We start from the raw sequence: 15,726 nt of genomic DNA on the forward strand, positions 1-15,726 counted from the left end.
CTTCCGGACTTCCGGAACGAAAAAATATACTGGACGGAGATGACAAAATGGCCGTAAATCAAGAATCGCTGGATGTTATCGCGAAAGACAGGCAATTTTTATGGCACGCGATGTCCCCTTATAACGAAAAAGCGCCGCCGATGGTCGTAACGGGGGGGAGTGGCTCCTGGATCACTGATTTGCAAGGCAATCGATACTTGGACGCGATGTCCGGCCTGTGGTGCGTCAATGTAGGATACGGCAGGGAAGAGCTGGCTAAGGCGGCTTACGACCAATTGCTGGCTATGGCCTATTATCCGTTGTCGCAAAGCCACCTTCCGGCCATCCGCCTTGCCGAGAAGCTGAACGAATGGCTGGAAGACGAGTATGTCGTTTTCTTTTCCAACAGCGGATCGGACGCCAATGAAACCGCCTTTAAAATAGCCAGACAGTATCATCAGCAAAACGGCGAGCCGAGCCGGTACAAATTCATTTCGCGCTACAGGGCTTACCACGGCAGCTCGATGGGAGCGCTGGCGGCAACAGGGCAGGCGCAGCGGAAATATAAATACGAGCCGCTCGGCGGAGGCTTTCTCCACGTTCGCCCGCCGGAAAGCTACCGCCGTCCGGCCGGGATGACCGTAGAGGATTACCATTTGTTCTGCGCGCGCGAAATTGAAGAGATGATCGTATGGGAAGGCGAAGAAACGATCGCCGGCGTCATTATGGAGCCTGCCATTACAGGCGGGGGAATCATCGTTCCGCACCAAATTTACATGGATGAAGTGCAGCGCATTTGCCGCAAACGCAACGTGCTGCTCATTATCGATGAAGTCATATGCGGTTTCGGCCGCTCCGGCCAAAAATTCGGACATTTCAATTACAACGTCAAGCCCGACATCGTGACGATGGCGAAGGGGCTGACGAGCGGATACTTGCCTCTCTCCGCAACGGCCGTTCGCAGGGACATTTACGAAACGTTCAAGCAATCTGCCGAGTACAGCCATTTGCGGCATGTGAACACGTTCGGCGGCACGCCGGCCTCCTGCATGCTGGCGCTTAAAAACCTCGAAATTATGGAGACGGAAAATTTGGTCGAGAGATCGCGTGAGCTCGGTTTCAGGCTCGCCGCCGCGCTGGAGGAACTGCTCGACCATCCGCTCGTCGGAGATATTCGCAGCTTCGGATTTTTGCTTGGCGTCGAAGTTGTGGCGGATAAGCAAACGAAAGAGCCGCTCCCTCTCGCCGCGGTGAACAAGATTATAGCCGATTGCAAAGCGAAAGGCCTCATCATCGGCAAAAACGGCGACACGGTAGCCGGGTTTAACAACGTGCTGACGTTTTCTCCGCCGCTGTCTTCCACCGACGAAGACCTGGATTTTATCATCAATACATTCAAGCAAGTGATGAAAAACCAGTAAGAGGATGCCCGGCGCGGTCGCGCGCACGTCCACGCTCGTTCTGGCAAATGTCACGACGTCTTACGGGCTGCAGCTGGCCGGGAAAAGATACTGCAAAGCGGCGATGGACAACAGCGCTTTGGCCAAAGGCATCAATGTCATTGACGGCAAAGTGACTTACATAGGCGCGGCCGAAGCGCACGGCTGCGAATAAGTAAACATTGATGCGTTTTGGAAAGGCAAATGCTTGGCGTTTAACGACACGAAGCGGGGGAGCGAGGCGCATATGGAGATTAAAAAAATGTATATCGACGGCCAGTGGGTGCTTGGCAGCAGCGGGAAAACCCGCAATATTATAAATCCGGCGACGGAAGAAGTACTGGCCGCCGTGACGGAAGGCAACGCGGATGACGTCAAGCTGGCCGCTCAAGCGGCGAGCAGAGCGTTTTACGACGATGGATGGAGGGAGAGCAAGGCGAGAGTTCGGGCCGAGCTGCTGCTTCGCCTTGCAGACAAACTGGAAGAGAGCGCGGAGGACTTCGCCAGACTGGAAACGTTGAACAACGGGAAACCAATCAGCGAAGCGAGGTACGATGTCGCCGACGCCGTGAACCAGTTCCGGTATTACGCCGGATTGGCGACCAAGCCGCACGGGCAAGTGTTCGACGTGCCGGACGACGTGCAATCCATCGTCGTTACGGAAGCGGTCGGGGTGGCGGCCATTATTACGCCGTGGAACTATCCGCTCGTCATGGCCACGCAAAAAATTGCCGCCGCCATTGCGGCAGGGTGCACGGTCATTGTCAAACCCGCCTCCGTTACACCGCTGACGACGATCCGATTGTTCGAGCTGATCGACGAGCTGGAATTTCCGAAAGGCGTGCTCAATCTTGTCATCGGGCCGGGCTCAGCGATCGGAAACGAGCTGTCCGAAAATCCGCTCATCGATAAAATTTCTTTTACCGGCGGCACCGAGACTGGGGTTGTCATCGCCCAAAAAGCGGCGCCGACCATGAAAAGATTGAGCCTGGAGCTGGGCGGCAAATCCCCGCTCGTCGTTTTTGACGATGCCGATTTCGACGTTGCGGTCGAATACGCGCTGTTCGCCATTTTCGCCAACCAGGGGCAAGTATGCTCCGCCGGTTCCCGCCTCATTTTGCAGGAAACCATGTACGGCCGCTTTGTGGAGGAACTGCTGAAGCAGGTTAAGAAGATCAAGATAGGTCCCGGCATCGAGGAACATACGCTCATGGGACCTCTCGTTTCCGAGGAACAGCGCAAAACCGTGGAAAGCTACGTCGAGATCGGGCTGAACGAAGGGGCGACATTGCTGTGCGGCGGCAAACGGATCGAGGGACGAGGCTATTTCTTTGAGCCGACCATCTTTACCGACACGACGCCTGACATGCGGATCGTTCAGGAGGAGATTTTCGGGCCTGTGCTCGTCATTCAGAAGTTCAGGGCGGAGGAGGAGGCGATCAGGCTCGCCAACGATACGAAGTTCGGCCTAGCCGGCGCCGTCTTCACCGGCGATTCGGCCAGAGCGATGAGAGTAAGCCGCAAAATCAGAGCAGGCATATTCTGGATTAATACTTATCATAATACGTATAACGAGGCGCCCTGGGGCGGTTTCAAAATGAGCGGCATCGGCAGAGATTTGGGCACGTACGGCTTCCAGCAATTTTTGGAGCCGAAGCAAATCAATGTGAAATTGCACGTTTCCCCGGCCGGTTGGCTGCCTCGATAATATGGATTGGTAAAACAGAAGCAGCCGCGCCGGCGGCTGCTTCTGTTTTAACCAGTATGGGCGCTATGCCTTGCGGGATCGCTCGAATTCGCTGCGCACCGCTTGCAGCAGACCGCCATCGGTCAGCACGTCGTAGCCTGTCGCGGCGAGCGTTTTGGCGGCCAAAATCATGCCGTCCAGAGCCATGTCCTGCATCGCCGCATCGCGGAATTCCCGCGTATGCAGCAGCAGCTTGCGGTCCACGACTTTGATGTACGGATGGATGGCCGGGCAGCGCAGAGAGACGTTGCCGAGATCGAGGGAGCCGTGGTCTTTGCCCGTCTCGACTTGCTCGGGCGGAACGCCCAGCGCGGCGAGGTTGCGCTCGAAGGCGGCGGATAGCGTTTCGTTCGTGTTCAGCTCGTCGTACGAATATTCATAGTTCGACGTCTTGAGCGTGCAGCCGGTTTGCAGGGCGGCGCCTTCGGCGCAGCGCAGCACTTTGCGCACGACTTCGTCCGTATGTTTGCGCGAAGCCGACCGCACGTAAAACTGGGCGACGGCGTATTCCGGAATAATGTTGGCCGCCTTGCCGCCTTCGGTAATGATGCCGTGAATGCGTACGTGGCTCTCGAGCTGCTGGCGCAAGGCGCTTATGGAATTGAACAAAAGCAGCACGGCATCGAGCGCATTGATGCCCTCGTGCGGACTTGCCGCGGCATGCGCCGCTTTGCCCGTATATTCGAACTGCAGGGCGTCCATAGCGAGCGATTGGCCGGAGCGTTCGTACGTATAAAACGGATGCGTCATCATCGCCGCATCGACGTCGTCGAACAATCCCGCGGCGGACATCGGCACTTTGGCGCCCTTCGTTTCTTCTGCCGGCGTGCCGTATACGCGCAGCTTGCCGCCGGTTTGATCGAGCACCGATTTGAGGCCGACGGCGGCTCCGATACTCATCATGCAGATCAAATGGTGGCCGCAGGCGTGCCCGACTTCCGGCAGCGCATCGTATTCGGCAAGATAGGCGATCGTCGCGCCGGGTTTGCCGGAATCGTATTCGGCAATGAACGCCGTAGGGATGCCGAGGGTGCCGCGTTCGACGCGGAAGCCGTGCGCTTCAAGCTCTTCCGTCAGGCGGCGGCTGGCCAGCACTTCCTCGTGACCGAGCTCGGGGTTGTCCCCGATAAAGCGGGAGATGGACTTGAACCGCTCGGCGTTCTGATCTATCGTGGCAAATATGGCGGCTTTGGACATCGTCTTGCATGCTCCTTTCGTTTCGCAGCTTACGGCAATTGGACTTAGCTTCTCGTTTTTCTTATCATATCATAGGAGCGGAATGGAAGTCATACGGACCAAGCAGCTGGACAGAGGAGGAGCGTTCATGCGCAAATACGGAGAAGAGCGGTTCGAGCCGCAGCGGTTCACGCTGCGCTGCGCCGAAGTGGAGCGCAGAGGGCAATGGGTGGACGTTTATTTGGACATGCAGCTCGCGGAAGGCGAAATATTGCCGCCAGGGCTCACCGAGCCTAGCGTGCTGGCCATTTGCGTGCCGGAAGGAGACGTCGTTCAAGTCGTGCTGCTCGACGAAGGGCTGGACTGCGAATTTCAGCTCGTGCCGGAGGAAGAAGCGTACGTGCGGGCGTTTGTACGGGACCGTTGCGCTGCGCTTGTGCGCGGGTTATGAATTCGCGGCAGACGGGCGAAGCGAGCCGCGGCGCGAAGCGGAAAAAGACGTTTGCAACTTATGCCCAAATGAACTGCAGATGAATACGATACTATACAACCTTTTCATTTGGGGAGGCTGGAACGTATGAAGGAAGCTTTGCGTTACCTGGCTTTCGGAGACTCGCTTACGGTCGGCTACGGCGCCCCGCCGGGGCAAGGGTTCGTTCCGCTGTATGCCAAATCGCTGGAAACGGCGACGGGCCGCGAAGTGGCGGTCGTCAACGCCGGCGTGAACGGCGCCACGACGCAAAACTTGCTGGATTCGCTGCGCACCGACCCGGAGCTGCGAGAGCGCGTCGAGCGCTCGGACCTGATCACGATTACCGCCGGCGGCAACGATCTCATTCAGGCGGCGCTGCCGTTCGTCTACGAAGGCGATGCCGCCATTTTGCGGTCGGCACTGCAAGCTTACGAGACGAACTACCGCGGCATCGTGGACGCCATTCGGGGCGCGAGGGCGGAAGGAAGCAGCAGCGCACTGCTCGTATTGATCGGCTTGTACAATCCGCTGCCGGTCATGGCTGAAGCCGCCGAGTGGGTGCGGCGCTTCAACGAATATTTGCAAAAGCTGGCGGCGGCTGACGTGCAAGTCGTCGACGTCTACGACGCTTTCGTCGGACGGGAACGCGAGCTGCTTTACTCGGATCATATTCATCCGAATGCCCGGGGCTACGCTGCCATCGCAGAGCAAATTACCCGTTCCGTGCCGAACCGGCTGTATGAAACGATCGCATGAACGTTGCGGAACGCCGGCCTAGCGAAAGCGGCCGGTGCGATCGAACCCCGCCGCCATGCCTTTTATTTAGAAGACGAGCCTGCTTCGCCTCTTCCTGCGGGAGTGGACAGCGGCTGGCGGTTTTTCTATGATAAAGGGGCATGGCGGTTTCTGTTAGGTTCGGTCGATCAACGTTCAGGAGGACTGGTTTGCATGAATTACTTGCCATCATTTCGGCTGGAAGGACGCAAAGCTCTCGTTACCGGCGCCGGCCGCGGCATCGGACGAGCGATTGCGGTCGGGTATGCCGAAGCCGGGGCGGACGTCGCGCTTGTGGCCAGAACGCGCGAACAGCTGGAGGAGACGGCGGCTCTCGTGCGGGCGGCCGGACGCGAGGCGCTGGTCATCCCTGCCGATATCCGCGATGCGGATGCGGTCAGCGCGGCTGTCAAGACTGCGTCGGAATGGGCGGGGCGGGTCGACATTCTGGTCAATAACGCCGGCATGAACATCCGTACGCCGGCGCTGGAAGTAACGGAGGACGAATGGGAGACGATTATGCAGACGAATCTGAAATCGGCGTTTCTGTTCTCCCAGACGGCCGGCCGGCACATGAAGGAGCAGGGAGGCGGACGCATCGTCAGCATAGCATCGGTTGCCGGGCATGTCGCGCTGCGCACCGGCGTCGTCTACGGCGCGACGAAAGCGGCGCTGATGCATATGACGCGGATTTTGGCGCTGGAGTGGGGCAAATACGGCATTAACGTCAACGCCCTCGGCCCGTGGTATTTCAAAACTTCGCTCACCGAGAAGCTGCTCGCGGATCCGGACTTTGTCGGCGACATTGTCGCGCGGACGCCGCTGCGTCGGATAGGCGAGCTTCCCGAGCTCGTCGGGCCGGCGGTGTTTCTCGCTTCCGACGCCGCCGCATACGTGACCGGGCAGACGCTGATGGTCGACGGCGGGATGACGATTTACGGATTTTAGCGTCAGCCGGCTCTTCGGATTCGGCAAACGGAGGCATCGCACGGCAAATGCCGGGCCACTCTTAGTGGCCTGGCATTTTTTTCGCGGCGGCTTTCTCCTGCCAGCAGCGTTTTCGGCATCACAGCCTCCAGCTAGGTGGAACCCCAAGCAAAGCCGCCCGATTCTCAATAAGATGGAGCGAGCGAACTTCGCGCAATGGGGGGATCTTCCTGAAATACGTCGTATTCAGCCGCGAGGACTGGCCTTCGTTTCCATACAAAGCTTATATTCAAAGGCTGCCTGAACGAGAACAAATTTTGTTTTTCGGCGCTGACGGCAAACCGGATGATGACGCGAACGGCATCCGGCCCGTGTCGCTGCTGGACCTCGCCCGTTTGAACAGAGGCGAATACGGAGCGGTCGTCACATCGCCTTATCTGCTCCCTTGCGTTCGCCTTATACAGCCCCGGATCGTCATCGCCATAGCGGAAAGACGCGATGAAGCGGACAGCTCCGAGACACTGCGGAAGTTTCACGGACTGATGGCGGCGCAAGCGGATCTGATCGCGACTTCATCCGAAAAAATCTATTTGGAAATGTGTTTTCGCTACGATCACGTCTTGTATATGCCAAACGATATCGAGGAGAGCGGCACCGTGTGGACCGAGGCGATAAGCGCCAAGCTGCGGGGCGAGTCAACTGATGTATGGATGCATCGCCAGTGGGAAGCGCAAGCCGCTTTTTACCGCAATTGGCACGAGCGCATCGGGGATCACGAGACGATCTGCTATTTGCTCGCGTCGTACCAATATTTGCTCGGGCGATCGTCCGCCAAATCGTATTTGTCGCTGTCGTTCGAGCAAATGATGATCAAAGAATTTACGGATTGCCTGCGTACGCATTACCGTTTCTTTTCCGCAATGGATGCCAAGGAGGGCGATTTGGAGGCGGCCGTTCGGGTGTATGCGATTACGGCGCTGACTGATGAGGAGCGAAGCCGGGTGCGGGTATTGCAGGCTTACTTGGACCAAGGACGAACGGATTTGGCGAAGGCCGAACTGTTCCGTTTGAACGACGATTACCGAAACGCGATTGGGACGCTGCTTCGATCGGACGATCCGGAGGCGGGCTCGCATTTGCTCCGCTGTTACTTGCCGGTATACCGGTATCAAGAAGCCCTGCAGCTGCTGGAGCGAATCCGGAAGCAGACGCCCGAGCGGTATTTGGCCGATCTGCTGCGCGGGACGCTTGATATGCTGAGCGGAAAGCGGCATGAAGCGATTCACGCGTTTCTTCGGGCCGCGGCAAAAGATTGGCTGCTGCTTGGGCACATGGCGGAACTGGAGCGTTGGGAGTTGGAAACCGAATTTGCTCTGGGGAGGCATCGGCATGCGTAACGAAACGGTCCGGAAAGCGCGCGGCAACAGGCTGACGGCGATGCTGCAGGTCCGCAACGAAGCGGATAAGCATCTGGAAGCGGTGCTGCAGGATTTGACCGATTTTGTGGACGAGATCGTCATTGTCGACGATGCGAGCACCGACGGAACCGTCAAGTTGTGCCGTTCTTTCGCCAAAGTTTCCAAACTGATCGAGCTCAAGCAATCCAGCTTTCATCGAGAATGGGAATTGCGCCTTCTGCTTTGGAACGCTGCCTGCGAAACGAAGCCCGGCTGGCTGCTGTCGGTGGACGCCGATGAATTCTATGAAGACAAGGCGAAAGCGTGGATGAGGACGCTGATCGATCAGGACGAATATGATTGGGTCGGATTTCGCTTCTTCGACTTCTGGGGCGGGACGACACATTACCGGGAAGACCGGCTCTGGCAAATTCACCGCAGGCATACGCGCTCTCTCGTCCGTTACATTCCGGGCTATTATTACTTTTTCCCCCGCATGGATCATCACGTCCCCCGGCTGCCGCTCACTTATGCGGCTCTCCCCGGATTCCTGTCGGAATTGCGGGTCAAACATTATGGCTGGGCCGTCTCGCAAGAGGAACTTTACCGGAAATACTTGCGCTATATGGAGCGCGATCCGAACGGGGAGTGGGGAAGCCTGGAGCAGTACCGTTCTATCTTGGACGAGAATCCCAACCTCGTGCCCTGGAAGGAGGAAGCGTGATGCGGGAAATAGGGATTTTGACGCACAGCTTTACGGACGCTTATAACGGTAACACCGACAAAATCTATGGAGGAGGGCTGGAGCGCTACCTGTACGATTTGTCCGGAGTCGTGAAGGAGCTCGGCTGCCGGCCGGTTATTCACCAGCTCTCCGCGAGCGGGTCGTTCCGCACGGAGCTGGAAGGGATTCGGGTCATCGGCTACGATTGCAAGCAGACAAACCTGGTCGAAGCATTCAACAGAATGAGCGCCGAAGCCGGCGACAAGATCGTTTATTCCAGCTTCATCTGGGAACCGATCGACTACAAACAAGGAAGCATCGGCATTTGCCACGGCATTAACTGGGATCATCCGGGGTTTTCCCCCGAGCATAAGTCAAACGTCGCCCGCAACGTGCAGAACGCGTTGTCCCGGTTAAAGCGGATTGTATCTGTGGATTCCCATTTTGTGACGTTTTGCCGGGCGGTATGCTCTTTTGACGATCCGGAGCGAGTCGTGCTGCTCCCGAATGCGGTCGATACGGAGGAATATGTTCCTGCGGACAAGGAGAAATCGGAGCGGGACTGCCTCCGCATCCTGTATCCGCGGCGCATCAGCATCGAGCGCGGCATCGTGCCGATGATGCTGGCCGCCGATCGCTTGCTGGCCAGCTACCCGCACGTCGCGATCGAATTTGCCGGCGAAGTGATTGAAGACAGCCTGCTGACGAAAGCGTTCCGGTTATGGCTTGGCGCCCATCCGCACCGGAATCGGATTCGGCATCAAGCCTATACGTTTGCGCAAATGAAAACGGCGTACCAGCGCGCCGACATTGCCGTTATCCCGACGATTTTCTCGGAAGGGACGTCATTTTCCTGTTTGGAAGCGTTAAGCTGCGGCTTGCCGGTCGTCAGCGCCAATGTCGGCGGATTGAACGATTTGATTATTGACGGCTTCAACGGCTTGCTGGTTTCGCCTACGGAAGACAAAATCTACGAAGCGATCAGCTCGTTGGTTGAAAACGAGCAGCTGCGGCGTTCGCTGGGGCGCGAGGCGCGGGCGACGGCACGTGCGTTCGACAAAGCGATCTGGAAACGGAAGTGGAGAACGATTATCGCCGATTTCATGGAGTCGCCGTAGCCGGTCCGTTCCGCTCGCCTTGCTCGTCCGACCGTGCGGGAAGGACCCTAAAGAGCTGGCGCCAATCGCGATAATCGTCCGGGAGCCTGCCGTAAAAGGCCGCCTTAGCGATCCGATAACAGGCAAGCGCCATATCGGCGCCGAGGCGGTCCGCGCACAGTCTAGCCAAGCCGGCAACGGGGATGTCTGGCTTAATGCCGCAAGATAGCGCGAGAATCGTATACAGAAGCAGCTCGGATGCATGGATCGGGGCTTTCGTTTCCGCTTCCTCGGTGCAGAGAGCTTCATACTGGCGGCACCATTGCCGCCGGTACGCCGCCGGAGCCTGCAGCATGCCGCTCACAATCGAGGGAGGAGCGGTTCCCGGACGAATCGCGCCGTTTGCGTTCCGGTATAACCGGAGAGCCGCGTCCCAGGCGCCGATTTGGACAAGCGCTTGCCACGCGGGCAGCCAATCGAAATCGCCGTCAATTTGATTTTGCCGTTCTTCCAAACAGATCTGTATCCGAAGCAGGCGATCCCCGCCGAACAGCCGGGCAATTTCCCGCGCCTGTTCCGTACGCTGCCGTTTCCACGCTGCGGCCCACCCGTAGCGAACGAGCGCCGGGTCGGCCGGAGCTTCCCGGAGCAAATCGCGCAGCTTGGCGTAAGCGGCATCGTCTTTATCGGCGAGAAAAAGAGCTATAGTTTCGAGCAGCGGAAGCAGGGGAACGCCGTCGAAACGGTTTTTGCATGCGTCATGCAAATAGGAGACGAGCTCTGCCGATCTGGCATTCAAAGCGGACGGAAGGAGGATCGTCATCAGCTCCGGACTCAGCGCTTCGGGGTACGAAGCGAGCAGCGCGATCAGTCGCGACGAACGCTCTTGCAGCAAATGCAGCGGGACGAGCTCCGTCCACGCCGGCAAGTAGCCGGGACGGTACGAGAGCGCCCGCTCGTAATGGCTTGCCGCTTCCGCAAAACGCAGCAACCGGTCCCACACTTGGCCTGCCAGATAATGGGTCCGGTACGTGCCGCACCCGGAGGTGGACGAATATCGTGCGGATACGTCGCCACAGTGCAGCGCCGCTTCCAAAGCCCCTAAAGCTTGGACAAGCTTGCCTTGCCGGATCAGCACAAGGGCGCGGAGCTCGTGCAGATCGCTGAAGTCGGCGTATAGGGACAAACCGCTTTCGATGATTGACAAGGCGCGCTCGTCCTCGCGAAGCATGTAGAGGGAATACGCGCATTTCGCGAAAAGATCCGACAAATACCCCCGGTCCGTACTCGTTTCGGCGAGCAGCGGCAACAACGTACGGACGGCGGCCGGATAGTTTTCGGCCTGGAAGTATTCGGTGCCGAGCGCATAACGCAGCAGCGGATCTCCGGGCGTTTGCCGCAGAGCGGTCCGGATCAAGGCGAGATTGCGCCCCATTTTGTTTTTGCGCTCGATTTCCCGCTGCGTGTAGCCGTAATGCCGAATGATAAGGCGCGAGAAAGCAAGCGGCGAGCCCGGCATTTCTTCGATGCACGACGCCGCTTCCTCGTGGATACTGCCGCGAAAGCGGATGCGCGGGTCGTTTCTGAACAAGCGGCAGACGCTGTCGGTGACGTATTCGCGGCTGTCAGGCTCGCCGACGTAGCTGATCACATGCACATAATAGCCGAAGATGCGGGGATCCGCCAGCAGCGCCGCGACTTCCGCCGGGTCCCATCCGTCCGCCTGTTCGTCGGCATCCAGAACGAGAATCCAGGAGCGGGACGCATGTCGAAGCACAGCGTTGCGGGCTTTGGCAAAATCGTTTTCCCAGACGACCGGAATCACTTGCGCTCCGAAACGAAGAGCAACGTCAACCGTTCCATCGTCAGAGCCCGTATCGCCGACGATGATTTCGCCGGCTAGCCCGCGAACGGACGCGAGGCAGCGCTCCAAATGCTGAACTTCGTTGCGGACGATCATGCACAGGGAGATGTCCAACATGGCGGCCGCATTCCTCCTATCGGTCGAGCATGGGAAACGGCAGCCGGCGCCGGACGCGGCGGTAAACGTCGCTGTAGGGCAGCTCCCGGTCCAAATAGCTCAAATGCGTATCCGCCAAGCCCAGTAAAGTTCTGATTTGGCGGTACGCCTGCTCTTCCTCGGAAGTTTCGTCCGCCGCCGCGGCACGACCGGCACCGGGATAGACCTCGAGCAGAGCCGCCGCTGCCGTATGACAATTTTCTTCTGTCAGAGCCCTAACGACTTTGACAGCGGCTGCTTCCGAATCTGGAAGAAAACGCTCTTTCAGGAGCACGGCCAGCCGGTCTTCCTGCCGGGCGACTTTGCATATCCGGATCAGCTTCAGCAGCGGCGCCGCCCAATTCGGGTTGTGCCGAAACGCTTCTCCGTACCAATGAATGGCGGCGTTGTCCTCGCCCAATTCTTCGCAAATTTGTGCCAGGGCAAAGGCAGACAAATAAGTGCCTGTTCCCGCATCCGTATTATAGTGGACAGGAGGCCTGCCCTTGCTCAAGGCGAGCAGAAACTGCTCCTTGGCTTCCGGCTTCCGCTCTGCAGCGTTCAGCACGGCGCCTTTCATATGGTAAAGATCCGTGTAATCGGGAAACCGCGCGATGCCTCTGTCCAACGCTTCTAAGGCGTCCTCGTACCGGGCCATTTCGAGGAGGCAGCGGCTCTCGTATTTGTGCAGCAAATGGCGGTAGCTCGTATCCGGCCCGGCGAGCGACATGGATTCCCGAAGATGCGCCAGGGCGGAACTCCAATTTGCCATGCGCATGTGCTCGACGGCCACATTGTAATGGGTGAACGGATCGCCGGGATGTTCGCTCAGCTCCTTCTCCAGCAGCTCCACATTTCGGCGGATTTTGTTTTTACCGGTCATCACGCTCCCCGAATATCCGTAGTGGTGGATTTTCACGGTTGTCATATGAAAATGCGCCTGCGGACGCTGCTCCATAATGGACGCCGCGATCTGTTCATGAATGCGGCCGCGGAACCGGTACGACGGGCGGTTCCGAAACATGCGCACGATTGGATTGACGGTTGCCGCGAACGATTCAGCCGTTTCTCCGGAATGGTTGTGCACCTGCAAAAAGAACGCTTCGTATTCCGTATGATTCGTACAAATCCGCAGCTGCTCTTTATCTCCGGCATCCAGCTCTTCATCGGCATCAAGAAACAGGATCCACGTCCCCCGGGCCCGATCGAGACCTGCGTTGCGCGCTGCGGAAAAATCGCCGTTCCATGCCGCGGTGACGACTTTGGCCCCGAAATTTTTCGCGATTTGCACTGTCTCGTCCGTCGAACCGGTATCGACGACAACGATTTCGTCCGCGACGCCGGCTACGCTTCGCAAGCAGCGCGGAAGGGCGACAGCTTCATTCTTGACGATCATGCACAGCGAAATCGCCGGCTGCTTCACGACGGACCCTCCTTCGGAATCCATTCCATTCCGTATGCCAACCTGTACGGTTCAGCATCTCGACATGCTGTTCGATCAGTTTGACATCGTTCTCAAGCATGAGGCAGTCCGGCTGACGGGACAACATGTCTTTTAAGCCCGCAGCGGCGAGGCGGAAATAGGAGAGGGCGGCGCCCGTTCGCGCTCTCGCGTCCTCCGGACTCGTTGCCAGCGAGCTTTCGAACATTTCGGCCGCTTGAGAGTAATGCCCTTTATCGTACAAAATTTCGCCCAGCATAAAAACGCCTTCGTCGTCGATACGCCGCTGGCGCAGCAGTTCGAGGAACAGATCGGCCGCTTGCGGCGTTCGTCCCAACCGATACAGCTCTTTGGCATAGACAAGCTCCCAGCCGGGATCCAATCGCAATAGTGTGCGTGCGGCGTTCCAGCATTGAACTTGGACGGCGAGCACGATAAGCTCCTGCGCCAGCTCGGCAGTGCTCGATGAAGGCGTATCCCGATTCGCGGCAGCTTCATCCTTGGCGGCGATGGTCGCAAAGTCCCTGAGCTCGGCCATCGATTCCCGAAGCGGTGACGGAATCGCATCCAGAAACTGCCCCCGCAAGCTACCGTCGCGCTCCAGCTGGCCAATGCCGCAAAGTAAGATCAACTGTTGCGCCTCGTTCGCGCCGGCCGGCGGAGGGTACTCGCTCCACATTCGCTCCGCGTGGGCGTACAGGCCGCATTGCAGCAGCGCTTTCGTATAAAGAATCCGCAGTTCCGGGTCGGAGAGCAACTCTGCCGGGATCGAATCCTTCGCTTCGCGGAACGCGCCGATCTCGTATAATACGGATGCCAGAGCGGCGTGCTGGCGAACGTCCAGCGGCTGAACGGCCGAACGCAGGAAGGAGGCGATTTCCGGAAGCGGAACGTTCAGCAGCTGAAAAGCTTCCGCTGCCCCGCGCAGAGCGGGTGCGTAATGGCTATGCGATTGCAGCGCCCGGTTGTACTCTCTGGCTGCCTCTTCCCAGCGGCCGAGTTTCAATCCCATCTCGGCCGCTTTCGCAAGAGCCCGATAGCTGCCGGTTCCCGCTTCCGCTACGTAACCGTCGTTGCCGCTTGTCTGTGCGGCTGCGCTGCGGAACGCTTCAAGCGCCGATTCCCAGCGCCCCTGATGTTCCAGGGAAAGCCCCAACAAGTAGGCAAGCTCGGAATAATCCGGATACGACCGCAGCTCCTTGCGCAGAAGCAGTTCGGCCAGACCCGCTTCTTGCAGCTCCAGCATGATTTTGGCAAGATCCCGAATTAAGGTTGGCCGGTAGGGAGCCCGGTCGGCAACGAAGAAGAGCGCCTTGCTCAACAACTCCTTAGCCTCCGCCAGCCGGCCTGCCTGGCAGCATGTAACGCCCATGTTGTACAAGTAAAACGGATCGTTCGGCTGCTCTTTCAACGCTTTAATCAGCAGCGCCTCGTTTCGTTTCGTTTTTTGTTTCCGTTCCATGATTTGCGGCAAATAACCGTAATGGCATATCCGAATCGGGGAGTCGTGTATAGCGGCAGCGCCGAACCGGTCGACAACCGATTGCCCGATATCTTCATGGACCGCCCCTCGAAAATAAAATCCGCGGCCGTTCCGGAATATGCGGACAGCCCGGTGCGTCAGCCGGTCTTCGAGTCGGGGGCCGAGCGCATTGTCGATCAGAACGGCGAGCGCTTCCGCTGCCGTATGCCGCAAATGTTCGCGCAACTCCCGGATGCTGGAGACGAGATGCTCATCCGCATCGAGGCATAAAATCCAGTCGGTCGCCGCATACCGAATCGCCTCGTTTCGCGCTGCGGCAAAAGAGTCCTGCCAAGGGGCGCTTATCACTTTCGCTCCCTGACGCATGGCGATGGCGACTGAATCGTCGTTCGATCCGGTATCGACGACAATGATTTCGTCTGCGCCTTGTATGCTGTCCAAACATTGCGGAAGCAGCTCCGCCTCATCTTTGACGATGATATGAACACCGAGCGTTGGGATCCTCATATCCTGCCTCCTGAAGAAAGAGTACATGGGTGCCCATGTACTCTTGGCGATAACACAGTATATTTGTTGCAGACCGCTTAAGTTCCTTGAGCATTGAAAAGGACGTTGATCGTCGATGCGTTGCCCGCAGCGGCGGACCGATACGACAAGCGCGTATATTTCAGGAAGCGCGCCGGGACCAATACATCGGTTGAGCCTGCGGCGATCGGGTTGTCGCCTGTCGTATCGATAAAATAGTTGGTGCCGTCGGCACTGATTTCCACTTGCGTATCGACCGGGTTGGCTCCCGTGTTCACGACGAAGAAGGAGTAAGTTCCCAGAACGCTGGTAGTGATGGCAGGAAGCGGCGTGAACGTGTCGCCCGTCGTGATGCCGGTCGTCGCCTGCTCGACAAAGCTTTTTTGCGAAATGGAAGTGACGCTGCTCAGCGTACCGGCTGTGATGGTCGCACCAAGCACGCTGGTGATCGTACCGTTCAAGAGATTGGTGACTGTACCGGCGGAAGTCAGCGTACCGGCTGTGATCGTGGCGCCAAGCACGCTGGTGATCGTACCGTTCAAGAGA

At 58.2% G+C, this 15,726-nt stretch carries 13 protein-coding genes and 1 pseudogene; 9 read left to right on the top strand and 5 right to left on the bottom strand.

What is annotated here, in order from left to right:
• The first annotated feature begins 47 nt into the window (after positions 1 to 47).
• The 3 genes and pseudogenes from SD70_RS15430 to SD70_RS15440 all read left to right on the top strand — a co-directional run bounded on the left by SD70_RS15430 (position 48) and on the right by SD70_RS15440 (position 3,126).
• Positions 48 to 1,400, top strand: coding sequence for an aspartate aminotransferase family protein (locus SD70_RS15430; RefSeq protein WP_041048416.1), 1,353 nt, complete (start codon positions 48 to 50; stop codon positions 1,398 to 1,400).
• Positions 1,401 to 1,404: 4 nt separating this feature from the next.
• Positions 1,405 to 1,593: pseudogene (locus SD70_RS15435) on the top strand (alanine dehydrogenase); the annotation flags it as partial.
• A 72-nt stretch (positions 1,594 to 1,665) separates the two neighbouring features.
• Positions 1,666 to 3,126 carry an aldehyde dehydrogenase family protein gene (locus SD70_RS15440; protein WP_041048447.1) on the top strand — a complete coding sequence of 487 codons (1,461 nt, stop codon included), beginning with the start codon at positions 1,666 to 1,668 and terminating at the stop codon, positions 3,124 to 3,126.
• Between the two features lie 63 nt (positions 3,127 to 3,189).
• On the opposite strand, the gene SD70_RS15445 is transcribed toward SD70_RS15440, so the two are convergent.
• The gene (locus tag SD70_RS15445) at positions 3,190 to 4,362 is read right to left on the bottom strand and encodes a M20 family metallopeptidase (RefSeq protein ID WP_041048418.1); all 1,173 of its coding nucleotides are present in this window, start codon (positions 4,360 to 4,362) and stop codon (positions 3,190 to 3,192) included.
• Positions 4,363 to 4,489: 127 nt separating this feature from the next.
• Here SD70_RS15445 and SD70_RS15450 point away from each other — a divergent pair, with 127 nt between their 5' ends.
• The 6 genes from SD70_RS15450 to SD70_RS15475 all read left to right on the top strand — a co-directional run bounded on the left by SD70_RS15450 (position 4,490) and on the right by SD70_RS15475 (position 9,753).
• The gene (locus SD70_RS15450; protein WP_041048419.1) at positions 4,490 to 4,792 is read left to right on the top strand and encodes a hypothetical protein; all 303 of its coding nucleotides are present in this window, start codon (positions 4,490 to 4,492) and stop codon (positions 4,790 to 4,792) included.
• 126 nt (positions 4,793 to 4,918) lie between these two features.
• The gene (locus SD70_RS15455; protein WP_041048421.1) at positions 4,919 to 5,569 is read left to right on the top strand and encodes a GDSL-type esterase/lipase family protein; all 651 of its coding nucleotides are present in this window, start codon (positions 4,919 to 4,921) and stop codon (positions 5,567 to 5,569) included.
• Between the two features lie 192 nt (positions 5,570 to 5,761).
• Positions 5,762 to 6,535, top strand: coding sequence for an SDR family NAD(P)-dependent oxidoreductase (locus tag SD70_RS15460; RefSeq protein WP_041048423.1), 774 nt, complete (start codon positions 5,762 to 5,764; stop codon positions 6,533 to 6,535).
• A gap of 296 nt (positions 6,536 to 6,831) precedes the next feature.
• Positions 6,832 to 7,911: a hypothetical protein gene (locus SD70_RS15465; protein ID WP_041048425.1), complete on the top strand. Its 1,080-nt coding sequence runs from the start codon at positions 6,832 to 6,834 to the stop codon at positions 7,909 to 7,911.
• Positions 7,904 to 8,635 (top strand): glycosyltransferase, encoded by a 732-nt coding sequence (locus SD70_RS15470; protein WP_041048426.1) that lies wholly within the window; start codon positions 7,904 to 7,906, stop codon positions 8,633 to 8,635. Before SD70_RS15465 ends, SD70_RS15470 begins: the two co-directional genes overlap by 8 nt.
• A complete protein-coding gene (locus SD70_RS15475; protein ID WP_041048427.1) occupies positions 8,635 to 9,753 on the top strand; it encodes a glycosyltransferase family 4 protein in 1,119 nt (372 codons plus the stop codon). The genes SD70_RS15470 and SD70_RS15475 overlap by 1 nt, the downstream gene beginning before the upstream one ends.
• Here the strand turns inward: SD70_RS15475 and SD70_RS33400 are convergent.
• From SD70_RS33400 to SD70_RS36995, 4 genes are all read right to left on the bottom strand, one after another.
• On the bottom strand, positions 9,737 to 11,713 hold the full coding sequence (locus SD70_RS33400; protein WP_052487490.1) for a tetratricopeptide repeat-containing glycosyltransferase family 2 protein: 1,977 nt from the start codon (positions 11,711 to 11,713) through the stop codon (positions 9,737 to 9,739). The genes SD70_RS15475 and SD70_RS33400 overlap by 17 nt on opposite strands.
• Positions 11,714 to 11,729: 16 nt before the next feature.
• Positions 11,730 to 13,154, bottom strand: a complete 1,425-nt coding sequence (locus SD70_RS15485) for a tetratricopeptide repeat-containing glycosyltransferase family 2 protein (RefSeq protein ID WP_052487491.1) — start codon at positions 13,152 to 13,154, stop codon at positions 11,730 to 11,732.
• Positions 13,111 to 15,162 (bottom strand): glycosyltransferase, encoded by a 2,052-nt coding sequence (locus tag SD70_RS15490; RefSeq protein WP_041048428.1) that lies wholly within the window; start codon positions 15,160 to 15,162, stop codon positions 13,111 to 13,113. The genes SD70_RS15485 and SD70_RS15490 overlap by 44 nt, the downstream gene beginning before the upstream one ends.
• Positions 15,163 to 15,239: 77 nt before the next feature.
• Positions 15,240 to 15,726, bottom strand: a 487-nt coding sequence (locus SD70_RS36995) for a DUF6385 domain-containing protein (protein ID WP_052487493.1), incomplete at its 5' end; no start/stop codon positions are given.

It is taken from the genome of Gordoniibacillus kamchatkensis, from assembly GCF_000829455.1.
GTDB lineage: Bacteria > Bacillota > Bacilli > Paenibacillales > NBRC-103111 > Gordoniibacillus > Gordoniibacillus kamchatkensis.